Below are 19225 nucleotides of genomic sequence, written 5' to 3' on the forward strand. Positions count from 1 at the left end.
AAAATCTTTTTATGTCAAATATCATTGCAACATCAATATTTATTAAACATGAGAAAAAAAATAACTTCATTAAGCTTATTAACTTTCTTAGGATTTGCGTCACTTTCGTATGCGCAAACTAAAGGAATTGTTAATGATAGTGATGGCTTTCCAGAAGCAGATGTACAAATTTCTGTTAAGGGATCTAATAAGGTTTCTTACACAAACGAAAACGGAGAATTTGATATAGATGCAAAAGTTGGAGAGGTTTTAATTATCAATGGAAAAGAATATATTGTTTCGAGTAATAATTTGGGTGTTATAAAAGCTAAACCTAACGAAACGGTAGATTTGCAAGAAACAGTTGTAACGGCATTTGGTGTTCAGAAAAAAGAAACAGTTGTTGGTTCTGTTGGGACAATAAAAGCAGAAGATATAGAAAATAGACCTTTATCAAATGTTGCTAAAGCATTGGATGGTTCTGTTTCGGGAGTACAAGTTTCAACGGGATCTGGGCAGCCAGGGTCTGGATTATCTGTACAAGTACGTGGTGTTGGATCATATAATTTATCAAGTTCACCTTTGTATGTGGTAGATGGTGTTATTTATACAGGAAGTTTACAAGATTTAAATCCAAATGATATCGAATCATTGACAGTATTAAAAGATGCTGCATCAACTTCATTATATGGTGCATCAGCAGCCAATGGAGTGGTGATGATTACAACTAAGAAAGGGAAAAAAGGGAAATCGGGAACGTTTAGACTTTCGACAAACAACGGTATTGTTTCAAGAGGAACACAAGAATATAGCAGGTTAGGTGCTGGCGATTATTATGTTGCAACTTGGGAATCTATGCGAAATGGTTATATGGCTTCTAATCCTTCTAAAACTTTAGCTGAAGCAAATGCTTACGCATCAACAAATTTAATCACGAACAACCTTAAAAATAATATTTATGGTGTAGCAAATGATCAAGTTGTGGTTGATGGTAAACTTACCACATCTGATGCATTGTATGATGATTTCAATTGGCAAGATTATATTACAAGAACAGGTTCTTTTCAGAAATATGATTTTGATTATTCTGGAGGAACAGAAAATACAACTTATTTTGCTGGTTTTGGATACAATAAAGAAGAAGGATATGTGATAAAATCTGATTTCGAACGTTACAATGCCAGAGTTAATGTAGATTCTCAAGTAACTGATTGGTTAAAATTGGGAACAAATTTAACAGGTAGTTTGGTAAAATCTAATCAAGCAGATTCAAGTGGAGGATCATCTTATATCAATCCATTTTATTTTACACGTGCAATAGGTCCTATCTATTCTCCTTATTTGTATGATTCAAATGGTCAGCGAGTTTATGATTCGGACGGAAATGCAGTTTACGATGGAAACGAATCGAGAGGTAGAGGGTCAAGTGCAAGTTCTGGTCGAAATGTATTACAAGAAACATTATTAAATAATAGTGTGCAAAATACAAACTCTATCAATTCTCGATTTAATGCAGAAGTTAAATTAGCAAAAGGATTAACATTTACTTCAAATTTGGGGTACGATGTAAGAAATTATACTTTCAAAGAATATGCTAATGCAACAATTGGTGATTATGCAGGAAAAGGAGGACTTTCTAATACAACTTATAAATACCAAGGGTTAACATTTAATCAAATATTCAACTATAAAAAATCTTTTGGTTTACACAATTTTGATGCAATTTTAGGACACGAATCTTTTGAAAGAAAAGTTGATTATTCTTCTGTAACGAAAGAAAAAGAAACAATAGCAGGAATCTACGAAATGTCAAATTTTTTGACAACAACTGCAAACGAAGGTTACAATTATGTAATTAGAAAAGAAGGATATTTTGCACGTTTAAACTACGATTACAATAACAAATATATGTTATCAGGATCTGTTCGTTTAGATAAATCTTCACGTTTTTCGAGTGAAAATAATCAAGGTGTTTTTTGGTCAGCTGGTGCAGGATGGAATATCCACAAAGAAGATTTTTTGAGAGATTCTTCAATTGTAAATGAGCTTAAATTAAGAGCATCTTATGGACAAGTAGGAAACGATGGTGGAGTGGATGAAGAACCAGGTTACCAAGCAGATTTAAATCTTTATAATTTAGGTTATAATAATGGAACAGAAAGCGGAATTTTATTTGGACAACAAGGAAATAAAGATTTAACGTGGGAAACTAAAAATCAATTTGATGTTGGACTTGACTTTGGTTTATTTAACAATAGAATTTCTGGATCGATAGAATATTATTTACAAGATGTAAATGATATGATATTTGCTGTGCCAGTTCCTAATTCAGCAGGTGTTCCTGGGAATTCAGTTTATCAAAATATTGGTAAAATGAGAAACCAAGGATTAGAATTGTCTTTGAATTTTGGTATTGTTCGTAACGAAAAATTTTCATGGAATTTAGGTCTAATTGCTGCATCTAATAAAAATGAAATGATCAAGATGGCAAATGGTGCTAATGATGCAATTATTAGTGGAACAAAAAGAATTGCCGAAGGTCAATCTTTGTATGATTTCTGGTTACGCCAATGGTATGGTGTTGATTCTTCTGATGGTGCTGCATTATATGTTCAAGATTCTTCTAAAGCTGATGATGCAAATACAAGAACAGTAAACGGAACTAAGGTTACGACGAATTATGCAAACGCGCAATATGCTTATTCTGGATCTGCTTTACCAGATGTGTATGGAAGTATTACAAATAATTTCAAATTAGGAAATTTTGATGCGTCAATTATGTTAAACTATCAATTAGGAGGAAAAACATATGACAGTAATTATGCAACATTGATGAGTTCTTATCCACAAGGACAAGCAATTCATACAGATATGTTAAGAGCTTGGAAAAATCCAGGAGTTGTTACAGATGTACCTATTATGAGTACTGCAAATACAACAAACGCTTCGGCTGCAACTACAAGATGGTTAGTTAGTTCTGATTATTTATCAATTCGTACAGTACAATTTGGTTACACATTTAATCGAAAAAACCTTGAAACTGTTGGATTAAGTAATCTAAGAATATACGTTTCTGGAGAAAATTTATATTCATGGACAGCAAGAGCAGGATTAGAGCCAGCTCAGTCTTTTGATGGTACAACAACTTATCGTTATACGCCATCAAGAACAGTAAGTGTTGGATTAAATGTATCATTCTAATTAAAAACATCATGAAAAAAATAAAATTATATTTATCAACTATTGTTTTATCAACCCTATTATTTACATCTTGTAACGAAGATTATTTGGATACATCACCAACATCGTCTGTACAAGAAGAAACGGTATATGCAACTGCTGATAATCTTATGGCAGCAATTAACGGAATGCATCGCAATATGTATGTTCGTCAAAATAGTTCTCAAGGGAATAATGGGTATACAGCACAATTAATTATTACAGATGTTATGGGAGAAGATGTCGTTTTTCCTTCGACAGGTAATGGTTGGTTTGTAAGTGAACTTAGATGGACTTCTCAAAGTAATGAATCTTCTACTACATCATCATATCCATGGACATTTTGGTATGCAATGATTAGAAATGCGAATAATATTATTACTTATGGAGAAAATGCAACTGGTGATTTAGATCTAAAAGATCAAGCTATTGGAGAAGCTTATGCTTATAGAGCTTTTGCATATTTCCAATTGGTTCAATTATATGGAAAAAGATATATTGCTGGTGGCGATAACAGTAATTTAGGAATTGTATTGCGAGATAATCCAAATGATGCAGATCCAAAAGTAAGAGCTTCTGTAGAGAATGTTTACACAGAAATTTGGAAAGATTTGGAAAAAGCTCAAACATTATTAGAAGGTAAAAAAGCAACAAATACGTCTCATTTTTCTACGCAAACAATTACAGGTATAAAAGCGCGTGTGGCTTTGGTACAACAGAATTATGCAAAAGCAGCCGAATATGCTAATGAAGTTAAGAATTCTTTTGCACTTATGTCACAAGCACAATATAAAGCTGGATTTAATGATTTTTCTAATCCAGAATGGATGTGGGGAATATCAATTCAAGAAGATCAATCAGATTATTACGGAAACTTCCATGCTTATATGTCGCGTAATTTTAATTCATCTCAAATTAGAACAGCTCCAAAAGTGATGAATATTAATTTGTATAAATCTTTTCCAACAACAGATGTTCGTACTCAAGTTGTCGATCCAACAGGATTACATACAAGTTTAAATTTACCTTCTAATTATTCGAAATTTGCTTATACATCACAAAAATTCTTAGCAGAAAGTACATCAAGTCCATTGGGAGATGTGCCATTTATGCGAGTTGCAGAAATGTATTTGATAGAAGCAGAAGCTTTATATAAATTAGGAAAAGAGACTGAATCTAAAATAGTATTATCAACTTTAGAAAAAGCAAGAGATACATCTTTTACAAGTTTTACAGTAACTGGAGATGCGTATTATCAACAAATTTTACTGAACAGACGTATTGAACTTTGGGGAGAAGGTTTCAGATTTTTTGATCTAAAACGTCTTGGACAAAAATTAGATCGTACTGGAGCAAATCAAGTAACAACAGTTATCAACAATGTTTATACGATAGAACCAACTGATAACAGATGGCAATGGGTAATTCCTGTTGCGGAGATTAATTCTAATCCTTTATTAGAACAAAATCCTTCTTAAGTACATTTTTTTTATAATTTTCTCCTCATAGAGAATTTATAGCATTTTTTTCAAGGTTTTCTTAATAGAAAACCTTGATTATTTTATAAATATCTCTTTTTCTTGAACCAAAAGTAAATAAAAATTACCACTATTAACATGATAAGTAAACAAATTGGATAACCTAATTTGTAATTTAACTCGGGCATGAAATCGAAATTCATACCATAAATTCCTGCGATAAATGTTAAGGGTAAGAAAAAGGCAGAAAAAATGGTTAAAGTCTGCATGATTTCGTTCGATTTTTGACCATTTATAGAGAGATAAATTGTCAACAAACTTTGTACATCGTCTACAATCTGAGCATGCAAATGCAACATTTTTACATTTTCTTCGATCAAATCCTGCGAAGAACTTGTTCGTTTATTATCCATACGATATTCTTTTAAAGCTTCTAACGTATAATCCAATATCTTTTTACATGCTGTTGCTTCGCGTTTTATTTTGTATAAATTTTGCAGTTTTATTTTTTTAAAATCATCCGAAAAAATTAGTTGCTCCAATTGATCAACACCTTCATCCATTCGGTAAGCAGGTTGTTCATATGTTTTGATTGTTCCAGAAATAATTCGATACAAAATTCCTTTAATCGTTACTTTAGAAGGCTCTAGATTCGATAGATATTTTTTTTGAATCGTTTCAAATATATCTGTTTCCTTCTGATGTACTGTGACAATAAAATCTGAACCAATATAAATACTGATTTTGTGACTAAATTCTCGAATAATGTTTTTTAACATGCGATGTTCCTTATCAAAAAAGCGAATTAGCAAAAACGAAACATTTTGATCGTCGGATTCGTATTTTGGTAAATGCCCAGGTTCTAAACTATCTTCAATTGTTAATTTCTGAAAATTATATGTTATCGCAATTTCATTTAATTCTTCTTTGGTCGGATTATGTAAATTAATCCATTTGAACTTTTCATTTTCGAATAAGGTTTGCATGTAGTTTATATTCTAATTTTAAATAAATATATCAAATAAGTTTTTATTAGTATGATGATATTATAATCTACTGAAATATCATAACTTTGTAGCTCGTAAAAATTAGATTAAAAATACATTAGATATACTATGAATCCATTAATTGAAGAATTGACTTGGAGAGGACTGGTTCACACTATTATGCCAGGTACAGAAGAACAACTAAATAAAGAAATGACTTCTGGTTATGTAGGTTTCGATCCTACTGCAGATTCTCTTCATGTGGGAAGTTTGGTTCCTATATTCTTATTGGTTCATTTGCAACGTCACGGTCACCGCCCAATTGCTTTGGTTGGTGGTGCAACAGGTTTTATTGGTGATCCAACTGGTAAAGCAGCAGAAAGAAGTTTGTTAGACGAAGAAACATTGAATAAATATGTTGCTGGAATAAAAGCACAATTATCTCGTTTCTTAGATTTTGATACAAACAATGGTAATTCTGCTTTATTAGTGAATAACTATGATTGGATGAAAGATTTTTCTTTTATTGATTTTGCTCGTAATGTCGGAAAACACATTACTGTAAACTATATGATGGCGAAAGATTCAGTAAAATCTCGTCTTTCTTCAGAATCAAATGTTGGAATGTCTTTCACAGAATTTACTTATCAATTGATTCAAGGATACGATTATTTGCATTTGTACAAGGAATTAGGTGCGAAATTGCAAATGGGAGGTTCTGATCAGTGGGGAAATATCACAACAGGAACAGAATTAATTCGTCGTACAGTTCAAGGAGAAGCATTTGCATTTACTTGCCCTTTAACAACAAAAGCTGACGGAACTAAATTTGGTAAATCTGAAGGAGGTGAAAATATTTGGTTAGATAAAAAGAGAACATCTCCATATAAATTCTACCAATTCTGGTTAAATCAAGCAGATGCGGATGCAGAACGTTACATTAAAATTTATACATTCTTAGAAAAAGAAGCGATTGATGATTTAATCGAGCGTCACCGTCAAGAACCGCATTTACGTGAATTACAGCGTAAATTAGCAACTGAAATTACTATTTTAGTTCATGGTGTTGAAGAATTACGCAAAGCAGAAAAAGCATCTCAAGTTTTATTCGGAAAATCGACTTCAGAAGATTTAAAAGAATTAGACGGAGATACATTCTTATCAGTTTTCGAAGGTGTTCCTCAAGCAACAGTAGCAATGGCAGATATCGAAGCAGGTTTAGATATTGTAGCTGCTTTAGCTGATAAAACAAACTTCTTAAAATCCAATTCAGAAGCACGTCGCGAACTAAAAGCAAACTCAATTTCTGTAAACAAAGAAAAGGTTGCGGAAGATTTTGTGTTGACAACAGAAAATTTAATTGCAGATAAATATGTTTTATTACAAAAAGGTAAAAAGAATTATTTCATCTTGATTGTTGAGTAATTTTTTAAATAAAACATTTTCCAAAATAGAAAGCAAGCTGAATTAAGCTTGCTTTTTTATTTTGAATGTTTTGCTAGTTTCGTCGTTATTATTTGATAAAACAAGTTTATCTTAGTCATTATCAAAAATTAACACATGAAAAAAATCTTCCTTATTTTGAGTTTTCTAACTTCTACAATTTATTTGTATGCTCAAAATAATTTTATTCCTCAACCTAAACAGACAGAAATCTTTACAGGAATTTTTCCTCTAGGTCGACAAATTACTATTAATACAGACTCTAATTTTCCTGAAATTGATTATTTAATTCAACAAGTAAAATCGATAACTGGAAAAGATATTCAGAAATCTAAAAAAAATGATTTTAATAATACCATTAATGTCATGTATTTGGCTGGTCCAGAAAATCGAAGTGATGAGTACTATGAATTAGATATTAATCAAAACGGAATTTTTATTGCAGCACCAACGAATAAAGGTGTTTTTTTATGGAATTCAAACACTTTTGCAGCTAATAGAAGAACATAAAAAAGATCTTAAATTACCTTATCTCAAAATAAAAGATGAACCAAAATTCGCATATCGTGGAATGCATTTAGATGTAAGTCGTCACTTTTTTACAGTAGATGAGGTTAAAAGTTATTTAGACTATTTGGCTACTTATAAATACAATAAATTTCATTGGCATTTGACAGATGATCAAGGTTGGAGAATAGAAATTAAGAAATATCCGAAATTGACTGAAGTTGGTGCTTGGCGAAATGGGTCGCAAATTGGAGCTTATTCGGATATGAAATTTGATGATAAAAAATATGGCGGTTTTTATACGCAAGAACAGGTGAAAGATGTGGTTGCATATGCACAAAAATTACATATTGATGTGATACCAGAAATCGAAATGCCAGGACATGCACAAGCTGCGTTAGCTGCGTATCCTAATTTAGGTTGTATAAACGAGAAATTAGAAGTTTGGCAAATGTGGGGTGTTTCCGAAAATATTTTTTGTCCAAAAGAAGAAACTTTTATGTTTTTAGAAAATGTTTTAGATGAAGTAATTCCTCTTTTTCCATACGAATTTATACATATTGGAGGAGACGAAGTTCCAAAGAAAAGATGGAAAGAAAGTGCTTTTGTGCAAGATTTAATGAAAAAATTAAACATAAAAGATGAGCTTCATATGCAAAGTTATTTCATCACAAGAATGGAAAAATATATTAACAAGAAAGGAAAACAAATTATTGGTTGGGACGAAATTTTAGAAGGAGGTTTGGCGCCAAATGCAACAGTGATGAGTTGGACAGGGATAGAGGGAGGAATACACGCTGCAAAATCAAAACATAAAGCGATTATGACACCAACTTCGACGAATTATTTTGACTATTATCAGGGGAGTCCAGAAACTGAGCCACTATCGATTGGTGGAGATGTTTCGTTGAAAAAGGTGTATAATTATAATCCGATTCCAAAAGAATTGACGTCAGAAGAAGCGAAGTATATTTGGGGAACGCAAGGGAATTTGTGGACAGAATATGTATTAGATTTTCCTCACGTACAACATATGATTTTTCCGCGAATGATGGCGCTTTCTGAGGTTGCTTGGGGAACTTCTAAACCTAAAGAGTATAAGGATTTTGAGAATCGTGTGATTCAACATTTTGGTAGTTTAGATAGGAAGGGAATTCGATATAGTAAAGCAATCTATGAGGTAGCTGGAATAGCTTTGGTTAATTCAAAAGGAAATATTCAGTATGAATTGACTTCTGCAAATGAGCCAAGTAATATTCGTTTTACAATAGATGGTTCTAAGCCGTTATCTTCTTCAAATATATATTCACAACCGATTGATATTACGAAAACATCAACAATAAAATCAGCATATTTTGAGAATGGTAAAAAGATGAGTGCAACAACTTCTCAAGATTTTGTAGTAACGAAATCCACAGGGAAAAAGATTGTTTTAGAAAATCAACCATCCGAAGCTTATTCAGTTGGAGGTGCATCTACGCTGGTTGACGGAATAAAAGGAAGTGTAAAAAATCATGGGAAATCTTGGTTAGGTTTTTCGGGAAAAGATATTGTAGCTTCAATCGATTTAGGTTCCAAAGTAGAATTTTCGCAAGTACAATTATCAACATTAGATCGTAAAGGAAGTTGGATATATCTTCCAAAGTCTATTCAACTATTAGTTTCCGATAATGGAAAAGATTTTACATTAGTCAAAACTATTTCAGCTGATGAAATTGTAAAAGCGAATGGAATAATGAATATTACTTTTCCAAAACAGCATACAAAATTTGTAAAAGTGATAGTAGAAAATTATGGAATTATTCCTGATGGTTTACCTGGAGCTGGAAATAAATCGTGGCTTTTTATAGATGAAATTTCAGTGAATTAAATAAACAAAAAAGAAAGCTAAATAAGCTTGCTTTTTTGTTTAGTATGATGAGTCTTTATTTTAAAGATTCAATATAATTTTTAATTGCTTCAGAATAATTTCCTTCAGCTTTTTCTAATACACGTAAAAAAGCACTTCCGATAATTGCCCCGTTTGCAAATTGCCAAGCTTTTTCTACATCTTCTTTTGTCGAAATTCCAAATCCAATTTGATGAGGTTTTGTTAAACCTAAATTCTTAACATTTGCTAAGAAATCTTCGTTATAGTTAGATGTTGTAGCGCCAGTTGTTGCTGAATTCGAAACAATATATACAAACCCAGAAGTTGCATCATTTATTTCTTTAACACGTTGCTCAGTTGTTAAAGGAGTAATTAAAAACGTTACTTTTTGATCGTATTTTTCAAATAATGCTTTGTGCTGAGCTAAGTAAATTTCGTAAGGCATATCTGGTAAAATCAATCCAGAAACACCGCTTTCTTTACAGTTTTCTAAGAATTTTTCTAACCCAAAAGTCATCACTTGGTTGTAATAACCCATTAAGACAAAAGGTGCAGAAATTTCGTTTTTTACAGCATTTAATTGTTCAAATAAAATATCTAAAGTCATTCCATTTGCCAATGCTTTTTCGCTTGTAGCCTGTATTGTAGGTCCATCTGCTAAAGGATCAGAATATGGAATTCCAACCTCAATAATATCAACATTGTTACGGTCTAATTCTTTTAGAATAGTTGGCGTATCTGTTAGATTAGGAAATCCTGCAGTTGTGTATATTGTAATGAGGTGATTATTTTTTTGACTAAATAATTGCTCTAATTTGTTCATTTTATTTTACTTGTTTTAATAAGATCGTGTAAACAGGAAAGTGATCAGAATATCCATTTGCGCGGTAAGTATCTCCACTCCACATACGATTTGGGAAACCTTTGTACGTTCCTTCTGTCGCGATTAGATAATCTTTATTGAACACTTCTGTTTTGAAAATTTTATATGATGAATAATCTTTGTTTTTTGTTACTAACGATGAAGTAGAAATAAATTGATCAAATAAATTCCAGGCATCACGGTAAGCTAAAGTTCCAATTCCTTTTTTGTACAAAGGTAACATAGGATTGTAATATCCGTTGTCAGAAACTTTAGAAATTTCACCAGCTGGATCAAAAGTATTTTTGATACTTGGCGAAATAGGATCATCATTAAAATCTCCCATTGCGATTACTTTTGCATTTGGATTCTTAGATTTCAACTCATCAAAAATTCCTTTCATTACTTTTGCAGCTTCCATACGCGCTGGCATCGAAACTTTTTCTCCTCCACTACGAGAAGGCCAGTGATTCACTAAAAATGTAATTTCTTCTCCGTCCAACAAACCTGTTACTTGTAAAATATCACGTGTGTATTTACGTTTTCCGTCCGCATCATAATTGAAAATAGGATGAGGTCTTGAGTCAATAACTTTGAAACGAGATTTTTGATACAATAGACCAGTGTCAACACCACGTGCATCAAATGAATTGAAATGAACTACACCGTAATCATATTTTTTTAAAGCAGAGCTATTTGCTAAATCTTCTAAGATTTCTCTTGTTTCAATTTCACAAATACCAACAATAACTGGAGCAGAGTTTGTAACATCTGCGCCTAATTCGCTAATTACTTTTGAAATATTATTTATCTTCTGAAAATACTTTTGTGTATTCCATCTTTTATTTCCATTAGGTATAAATTCTTCTTGTAAAATTAATGGACGAATAATTTTCTTCCCTTTTATATTTTCATACGTATAACTTTGCTTAAATTCTTCTGTTTCGTACTTCGAAATATCAGATTCTGCTATCTGAATATGATAATTTTTATCATTATAAGGTAAAGTTCCATCAATATACCCAACCGATTTTATGGTATCAAAAATATTTTCAACATTATAAAATGCAACAGTCGCACTAGCGTATTTAGTCTGACCTTTAAGGTTTAATGTTAAAAAAAAAGTAAAAGTGATGAATAAAGTTAAAGATTTATTAATTTTAAACATATGTTATTAATTATGAATTTATTAAATTTGTTGTCCCGATTTTTAAAGATAGCTAATTTATAAATAAAAATTCGTTTGAATGAACAAATTATTGTTAAGTCTTTCATTCTTTGCTGTAACTGTTGCTATGGCGCAAGCGCAGACAAAGATTACTGGTGTAGCTAAGAATGCTGCTACTGGTGAAGAGGTTTATAACCTCACTGTACGATTGGACGGAGGTGTGGCAAATGATGCTGCAATCACCGATCGTATAGGTTATTTTCAATTTGTAGATATTCCAGATGGGACCTACAAATTACAAGTTTATGGTGTGGGCTATGACCCATATGAAAAAGAGATCACAGTAGCTGGGCAAAAAGAGCTTAACTTAGGTGATATTAAATTAACATTTAATCCAAATACAGCAGAAGTTGGAATTATTACATTAACAGATGATGAATTATCTGATGATGAAAGTTCGACAGCTTCAAATTCAGGACTTTTACAATCTTCTCGCGATGTTTTTGCTCGCGTTTCTGCATACGAATTAGGTTCGTATTGGTTTAAACCAAGAGGTTTAGATAACAAATATAATGACGTATTATTTAATGGAGTTCGTATGAACAAAATGGATAATGGACGTGCAACCTTCAATAACTGGGGAGGTCTTAATGATGTAACTCGTCGACCTGATGAATTAACATATGGAATAGAGCCCTCTAAATATGCTTTTGGAGATTTAGGTGGAGTAACAAATTTTGATACTCGACCTTCAACAATGCGTAAAGGAACAAGTTTAGCTTACTCTAACACCAATCGTTCTTACAGAAATCGTGTTATGTTAACTTATAATACAGGTTTAATGGATAATGGTTGGGCATTTATGGTTTCAGGAAGTAGACGTTGGGCCGAAGAAGGTATTATAGAAGGTACTTTTTATGATGCTTATGCTTACTATTTAGGGATCGAGAAAAAGTTTAATGAAAAGCATACCTTAAACTTTACAAGTTTTGGTGCGCCAACTCGTCGTTCTACAGGTTCTCCAAATACACAAGAGGTTGTGGATATTATGGGAATTTATTATAATGGATATTGGGGATGGCAAGATGGTGAAAAACGTAATGAGCGTGTTAAGAAAACTTTCGAGCCTATTAATATGTTAACGCACCATTGGAATATTAACAATAAGTCAAAATTAACGACAACTATTTCTTACCAATTTGGTAAAGAAAGTGGTTCTCGTTTAGATTGGTTTAATGCAAGTAATCCTTCACCAACATATTATCGTAATATGCCAAGTTATGCGTTATTTGACAATAAAAACATTAATGGAATCCCTACTGATATTCAGTTATATAACTATAATTATAAATTAGACCAATGGAGAAGTGGTTCTATTGGTCAATTGGATTGGGGAAGTTTATATGATGCAAATAGAAATGGAAGTAAAAATGGACATGCTATTTATTGGTTAACAGCTGATGTTAACGAAGATAAAACAGCTACTGCTTATACGAACTTTCAAACAGAATTAGCATCTAATATTGATTTGACAATTGCTGCATCTTATCAAAAAACAAACTCTAAATTATACAGAGAGATTCAAGATTTAATGGGAGCAGAGTATGTTTGGAACTGGGATGATTACAATACATTAGTAGAAAATGGGGTTACACGTTATTATCGTTATAATATTTTAGATAATCGTGATATATCAGTACGTGACAAAATTAGAAAAGGTGAGAAGCAAGAGTATTATTATGAAATTAATCGTGATTATGCAGACTTGTACATGCAATCTAAAATTAAAGGAAAATTTTTAGATGTTACGATAGGAATGAAAGCTGCTTTAACGAAATTTTATCGTGACGGAAAATTCCAAAATGAAATGTACAAAGATCACTCTTATGGAAAAAGTAAGACATATGATTTCTTAGACTTTGGAGTTAAGTCTAATTTTTTGGTAAAATTAGATGGACGTAACTTTATTCAAGCAAATGTAATGTATCAAACAGAAGCACCAACTTCTGATGAAATTTTTCCAAATGCTCGTATGAATGAAGTATCTGTAGAAGGAGTAGAAAGTGCAAAAATATTTTCAAGTGACATTTCGTATATCTTAAGAGCTCCACGTATAAAAGCGCGTGCAACTGCTTTTTACACGAGAACAAAAGATGAAATTGAAAAATCTTTTGGATATATTGATGGAACTGCGGATCAACTTTTCGTTTCTGAAGTAATGACAGGAGTTGGAAAGGAGTATTTAGGAACAGAATTGGCGGTTGAAGCGCAAGTTTTACCTGTTCTGACAGTTTCTGCTGTTGCTTCTATTGGTCAATATGTATACAAAGATAATCCGAGCTATAATTTATATTCGGATGAATATGGTTTGGAAGGAATACCTTATAAAAATTTGGGAACAGCTTATCTTAAAGATTATAAAGTTGCTGCAGGACCTCAATCAGGATTTTCGTTAAGTGCTGAATACCGTGATCCAAAATTCTGGTGGATAGGTGTTTCAGGAAATTATTTAATGAATAATTATGTTGATCCATCTGCTTATAGAAGAACATCACGTTTCTTTACAGATGAACATGGATATCCAGATGGAGATAAAGAAGTTATCGAGGCTCAATTAAAAGGTCTTTTAAAGCAAGAGAAGTTTTCTGATGAATTCATGTTAAATATTAATCTTGGAAAAACTTTCCGTATAGGGAAATATTCAGCAGGGATTTCAGGGACTATAAACAATGTTTTAAATAACAAGAATTATGTAACTGGAGGTTTTGAACAAATGAGAATCGGTAATTATAAAAATGCATCAGATGCAAATTATCAAAAATTATTTGGACCTAAAATGTTCTACGGAATGGGAACAACATATTTTGCAAACATTTACTTCAGATTTTAATCAACTATTAAAGAAAAAACAATGAATACAATATCAAAATTAACAATAGCAAGTCTTTTGAGTTTAGGTTTATTTATAACTCAATCTTGTGTACAAGACGATGATTATAACGTACCTCCTGTGGAATGTCCAAAGGTTGACGCGAATATATCTATAAAAGATTTAAAAGAAAGATTAACAACAGGACAATTAAATATAGACGATAAAGGAAATATCTTAGATGATTTAATTGTAGAAGGTTATGTAATTTCAGACGATGAAACAGGTAATATATATAAAACATTAATGTTGCAAAACTCTGCGACTGATGGAACCGATGGAATTCAATTTGTTTCAGACTTAACCAATCTTTATACTAAATATCCTTTAGGTTCTAAAATTCAAATTCATTTAAAAGGTCTAAAAGTAGCAAGTGATAGAGGAGCAATCAAAATAGGTTCTTCTGTTGGACAATACGATTTAAATAACTTATTAGAAAATGATATTAAATCTAAGATTTTTAGAACTTGTGATCCAGTTACCGAAATTAAACCAAGAGTTTTTACAAACATTAAAGATATTTTAAAAGAAGAGAATATCAATACTGTTGTAACATTGGAAGGTATTCAGTTTTTACAACCAGAAATTGATAAAACTTACGCCGAACAAGAGATAACAAAAGACAGAAAGCTTCAAGATAAAAAAGGTGATGAAGTTATTTTGAGAAACTCTGGTTTTGCAAAATGGTGGAAAAGTAGTTTGCCTACAGGTAGTGGATCTATAAGAGTTATAGTTTCTCGTTATAACTCTACTTGGCAGTTGTATATAAATGATCCTAATGATGTGAATTTTAATCAAACACGTTTTGAAGTAGGTGGAGGTGAAAATCCGGGCGGAGGAAATAATACAGAAGCTGCCAACTTGTTATTTAAAGGCTCAGACTTTAATAACTGGACAGACTTTACCTCTTCAATTAATGCAAATTTTGGTTTAAAAAATTATGCAACAAGTGCAGTAGGTTTAGGTAGAGATAATACAAACGCTTTACAAATTAAAGGAACACCAATAGCTAATGACTACGTATTTACAGGGTTGTTAACAAATACTTTACCTGCAAGTCCTAAGAAAATAACCTTTTATGTAAAAGGTACTTCAGGAAAATCATTGTCTTTAAATGTAAACAAATCTACAACAGGTTTTACACCATTTAATGTAGGAGATTTGTCAAATCAAGCAGTTACAATTTCTCCTGCGACAAGTAATCAATATACAGGTGCAATTGATACAAAAGGAGAATGGGTTCTTGTTACTTTAAATGTCGAAGGACTTGATATTCAAAAAACAATTAATGGAGATTTATTTTCTTTAAAAGTAGGAAAAGATGAAACATATGACTTAATCATCGATAATATCAAGATTGATTAATTTAACAATCAATTAAATAATTTTTAAGACGGCTAATTTTAGACGTCTTTTTTATTTTAATAATTATCAATTCCGTTAAGAAAATGAAAATTTTTCACGAATATTTTAACGACTTTTAGTATAAAAATACAAGGTTTTCAGAATTAATATTTTATATTATATGGTATTGATTTTTTTACTTTAAAAATAAATTAACATAAAATCATTTTTAATTTTATTAATAAACGTTAATTAATTTTTTATTTAAAAATAATAGACCTATATTATTATAAAGGTGATAAAAAAAATCATTATTCGTCTTATTTTAATAACAAGCTAATTATTTATCATTTTACTTTTTTCCATCAAATTTATTTTGCAGATTTGTTCCCCTATTTTATAAAAATAAGACTATGAGGAGAAGAATCACATCTTTGAGTTTGTTGGCTTTCTTAGGTTTAGGAACAGCTGCATTTGCTCAAGTAACGGGTGTTGTAAATGACGCGGATAATTTTCCAGAAGCGGATGTAGAAGTTACCGTAAAAGGTACGGACAAAGTTGTCTACACAGATGCTGATGGTAAATTTGATATCGACGCTAAAATTGGAGATATTTTAGTTGTTAATGGAAAAGAATTTACTGTAACTAGCAATAGTTTAGGTACATTGAAGTATGCTGCTACACAAAGTGGTCCAGTTGATTTAAGTGAGGTAGTTGTAAAATCTATATTCAACGCTCCATCTAAATCAGGTGTTACCACTGTAAAAGCAAAAGATTTGGAACAGATGAACCCATCTGTGTCTATTGATCAAATGTTAGGAGGAAAAGTAGCTGGTTTATCATCTCAAGCAATGAGTGGAGCTCCAGGTGCAACTGCTAACGTTACAATTCGTGGAGCAATTGGTTTAAATGGAGGAGTGAAATCTCCATTATATGTTGTTGATGGTACTTACATGACTGCTGCTGATGTTAATGCAATTAATCCTGCTGATATCGAAGAGGTGAAAGTATTGAAAGATGCTTCTCAATTAGCAATCTTTGGTTCTCGTGGAGCGAATGGTGTTATCATCATGAAAACAAAATCGGCTAAAAAAGGAGAGGCAACAGTAAGTTATTCATCACGTATTGGAGTTAACCAAATGGTTGATTTGCCAAACATCAACTTGATGAATGCAGAACAATTATTAAACTACCAAAATGGTTTAAGCACAATTATAAATGAGGCTGGTAAATCATTAGAATTAGGGCAAGCTCGTACACAAGAAGAGATTGCTCGTTTATCTAAAAATAACCATAAATGGTCAGATGATTTATACAAAAATGGTTTAACATCATCTCACTTCATTTCAATCAGTAAAAATGATGGTGAATCATCAAATAACTTCTCTGTAGGTTATGATAAAAACGAAGGTGCTGTACGTTATTACGACGGTTTAGAAAGAATTACTGCAACTTTTAATAACACAACGAAAGTTAAAGATTGGTTACGTTACGGGATTAATGTAAATGGATCTTATGCTACATTAGACGCTCCTCGTGACCGTGTTAATGCTCAATCTCCATTCTATAATACATTATTAAACCGTCCATACGAAACATTTTATGAAATGGATGGAAATGGTAATTATGTGTTAGATGGTGAAGGTAATCGTGTTTACAATTCTAATGCAAATTACATGGGATATCCTGTTGCAGATGAAATGGAAAAAACTGATGCGCAAACAAGATATTTACGTATTTACGGAACAGGATTTATAGAAGCTGATCTTACGAAAAATGTTTCTGCTCGTTCTACTTTTGGAGCGACTTATAACCGTACACAATACGAAAACTTCTTAAAACCTTCTGCAGTTTTATCTCAATTATTAGGTTCAGCAGGATCTAAAACAGATAGAAGTACAGATCGTTTTGATTACAACTGGCGTAATGAAGTTTCTTACGAAAATACTTTCGGAGGAAAACACCATTTACGTGTTACAGCGGCATCAGAGTACATTAACCAAAGTTTATACTCGATGACGTTATATGGTGAAGGTTTTCCTAACGATTATTTACAAACTCAAGGTTTAGCAACGTTAATCGATCAAGATTCTAATACATCAAGATGGAGAGTAACTAAATTTGGATATTTAGGAGCAGCATCTTATGATTTTGCAAACAAATATTTTGTAGATGCTTACGTTCGTCGTGATGGTACTTCTTTAGCAGGAGCTGATAATAAATATGGTACTTTTTGGGGAGTTTCTTTGGGATGGAATATCGCAAAAGAAAGCTTCTTACGTGATGTAAAAGCAGTTAGTAACTTAACACTTAAAGCTTCTTATGGTGAAGTTGGTGATGATTCTGGTTTAGCTCGTTATGCGAACATGAACTTGATGAATATCTTAGGAACTTACAATGGAAATCCATCAAGTTTTCCTACAACAAATTTAGCAGATGTTAATGCTACATGGGAAACGAATAAGAAATTTAATGTAGGTTTAGATTTTGGATTCTTCGGAAGCCGTTTAACAGGATCTATGGCTTATTTTAACGATTTAAGATCTGATTTCTTATTCAATAAACAATTATCTGCAGAAGCTGGTGGTTATACAACAACTATCAATGCAGGGGAAATCAAAACTGAAGGATTCGAGTTAGAATTAAACTATGATATCATCCGTTCTAAAAACTTTGATTTATCTGTTTATGGAAATGTGACAAGTTTAAAATACAAAGTAAACGAGTTAGCTGATGGTAACGAATTATTTGTACAAGGAGCTTACGAAAACATGATTCATTTAGAAGGTGGTAAACCATATCAATTCTACTTAGTAAGACATGCGGGTATCGATGCTAATACAGGTAAAGATTTATACTTAGATAAAGATGGAAATGTAACAGATGTTTATGATGGAGGTGATGCAGTAGCAACAGGAAAAACACCTATGCCAACATTAATGGGAGGTTTTGGATTAAATGCTAAATTCTACGGATTTGACATTAATGCAGACTTTACATACTCTGCTGGAGGATATATGTACAACAATACGTATGCTTACTTAACTGATCCTACATCTTTAGATAATCATGTTGTAGAAGCTGGTAATTACTGGTCTGCTGATAATACAAATGCAGCATTTGCTAAACCAAATACAACAGGACCAGAATATTCTACAAAATACTTAGAAAGTTCAGATTACATCGCATTCCGTAGTTTATCATTAGGGTACAATTTTACGAATTTAGTTAAAGGTACTTTTGTTAAAAACTTAAGAATGTTTGCTCAAGTTCAAAACTTAGCATTATGGACAAATTACCACGGTAATCCAATTGCAGGTACAGGAACAAGTGAAAGTAGTTCTACAACTTCTACTGGATATGTATCAAACTCTTTTACAGCGTTCTCATACCCATTAGTACGTTCTTATTCAATCGGATTTAATGTATCATTCTAAAAA

Annotated in this window: 11 protein-coding genes; 8 read left to right on the forward strand and 3 right to left on the reverse strand. The window is 31.9% G+C overall.

Going from position 1 to position 19225, the window contains the following annotated elements; genetic code table 11:
- The first annotated feature begins 48 nt into the window (after positions 1 to 48).
- Positions 49 to 3180 (forward strand): SusC/RagA family TonB-linked outer membrane protein, encoded by a 3132-nt coding sequence (locus AC2I98_RS12280; protein ID WP_486411954.1) that lies wholly within the window; start codon positions 49 to 51, stop codon positions 3178 to 3180.
- An 11-nt stretch (positions 3181 to 3191) separates the two neighbouring features.
- Positions 3192 to 4676 (forward strand): RagB/SusD family nutrient uptake outer membrane protein, encoded by a 1485-nt coding sequence (locus AC2I98_RS12285; RefSeq protein WP_486411955.1) that lies wholly within the window; start codon positions 3192 to 3194, stop codon positions 4674 to 4676.
- 83 nt (positions 4677 to 4759) lie between these two features.
- Here the strand turns inward: AC2I98_RS12285 and AC2I98_RS12290 are convergent, their stop codons facing one another.
- Positions 4760 to 5662, reverse strand: a complete 903-nt coding sequence (locus AC2I98_RS12290) for a CorA family divalent cation transporter (protein ID WP_486411956.1) — start codon at positions 5660 to 5662, stop codon at positions 4760 to 4762.
- Positions 5663 to 5791: 129 nt separating this feature from the next.
- Here AC2I98_RS12290 and tyrS point away from each other — a divergent pair, with 129 nt between their 5' ends.
- From tyrS to AC2I98_RS12305, 3 genes are all read left to right on the forward strand, one after another.
- Positions 5792 to 7087, forward strand: coding sequence for a tyrosine--tRNA ligase (gene tyrS / locus AC2I98_RS12295; RefSeq protein WP_486411957.1), 1296 nt, complete (start codon positions 5792 to 5794; stop codon positions 7085 to 7087).
- A 135-nt stretch (positions 7088 to 7222) separates the two neighbouring features.
- Entirely contained in the window at positions 7223 to 7615 is a 393-nt protein-coding gene (locus AC2I98_RS12300) for a glycoside hydrolase family 20 zincin-like fold domain-containing protein (RefSeq protein ID WP_486411958.1), read from the forward strand.
- Complete coding sequence (locus AC2I98_RS12305; RefSeq protein ID WP_486411959.1) at positions 7593 to 9482, forward strand: glycoside hydrolase family 20 protein; 1890 nt, start codon at positions 7593 to 7595, stop codon at positions 9480 to 9482. The genes AC2I98_RS12300 and AC2I98_RS12305 overlap by 23 nt, the downstream gene beginning before the upstream one ends.
- A gap of 55 nt (positions 9483 to 9537) precedes the next feature.
- Here AC2I98_RS12305 and trpA read toward each other — a convergent pair whose 3' ends face one another.
- Positions 9538 to 10305 (reverse strand): tryptophan synthase subunit alpha, encoded by a 768-nt coding sequence (gene trpA / locus AC2I98_RS12310; RefSeq protein ID WP_486411960.1) that lies wholly within the window; start codon positions 10303 to 10305, stop codon positions 9538 to 9540.
- A 1-nt stretch (position 10306) separates the two neighbouring features.
- Positions 10307 to 11512 carry an endonuclease/exonuclease/phosphatase family protein gene (locus AC2I98_RS12315; protein ID WP_486411961.1) on the reverse strand — a complete coding sequence of 402 codons (1206 nt, stop codon included), beginning with the start codon at positions 11510 to 11512 and terminating at the stop codon, positions 10307 to 10309.
- Positions 11513 to 11591: 79 nt separating this feature from the next.
- Here AC2I98_RS12315 and AC2I98_RS12320 point away from each other — a divergent pair, with 79 nt between their 5' ends.
- From AC2I98_RS12320 to AC2I98_RS12330, 3 genes are all read left to right on the forward strand, one after another.
- Complete coding sequence (locus tag AC2I98_RS12320; protein ID WP_486411962.1) at positions 11592 to 14402, forward strand: carboxypeptidase regulatory-like domain-containing protein; 2811 nt, start codon at positions 11592 to 11594, stop codon at positions 14400 to 14402.
- A gap of 21 nt (positions 14403 to 14423) precedes the next feature.
- Positions 14424 to 15806, forward strand: coding sequence for a DUF5689 domain-containing protein (locus tag AC2I98_RS12325; protein WP_486411963.1), 1383 nt, complete (start codon positions 14424 to 14426; stop codon positions 15804 to 15806).
- Positions 15807 to 16198: 392 nt separating this feature from the next.
- Positions 16199 to 19222, forward strand: a complete 3024-nt coding sequence (locus AC2I98_RS12330; protein ID WP_486411964.1) for a SusC/RagA family TonB-linked outer membrane protein — start codon at positions 16199 to 16201, stop codon at positions 19220 to 19222.
- Positions 19223 to 19225: the final 3 nt, after the last annotated feature.

The organism is Empedobacter sp. EJD.6dd (genome assembly GCF_057369435.1).

Coding starts and splice junctions, on each gene's coding strand:
- AC2I98_RS12320 (WP_486411962.1), top strand. CDS start 11,592: ATGAACAAATTATTGTTAAGTCTTTCATTCTTTGCTGTAACTGTTGCT.
- AC2I98_RS12285 (WP_486411955.1), top strand. CDS start 3,192: ATGAAAAAAATAAAATTATATTTATCAACTATTGTTTTATCAACCCTA.
- AC2I98_RS12325 (WP_486411963.1), top strand. CDS start 14,424: ATGAATACAATATCAAAATTAACAATAGCAAGTCTTTTGAGTTTAGGT.
- AC2I98_RS12300 (WP_486411958.1), top strand. CDS start 7,223: ATGAAAAAAATCTTCCTTATTTTGAGTTTTCTAACTTCTACAATTTAT.
- AC2I98_RS12280 (WP_486411954.1), top strand. CDS start 49: ATGAGAAAAAAAATAACTTCATTAAGCTTATTAACTTTCTTAGGATTT.
- AC2I98_RS12315 (WP_486411961.1), bottom strand. CDS start 11,512: ATGTTTAAAATTAATAAATCTTTAACTTTATTCATCACTTTTACTTTT.
- AC2I98_RS12330 (WP_486411964.1), top strand. CDS start 16,199: ATGAGGAGAAGAATCACATCTTTGAGTTTGTTGGCTTTCTTAGGTTTA.
- tyrS (WP_486411957.1), top strand. CDS start 5,792: ATGAATCCATTAATTGAAGAATTGACTTGGAGAGGACTGGTTCACACT.
- AC2I98_RS12290 (WP_486411956.1), bottom strand. CDS start 5,662: ATGCAAACCTTATTCGAAAATGAAAAGTTCAAATGGATTAATTTACAT.
- trpA (WP_486411960.1), bottom strand. CDS start 10,305: ATGAACAAATTAGAGCAATTATTTAGTCAAAAAAATAATCACCTCATT.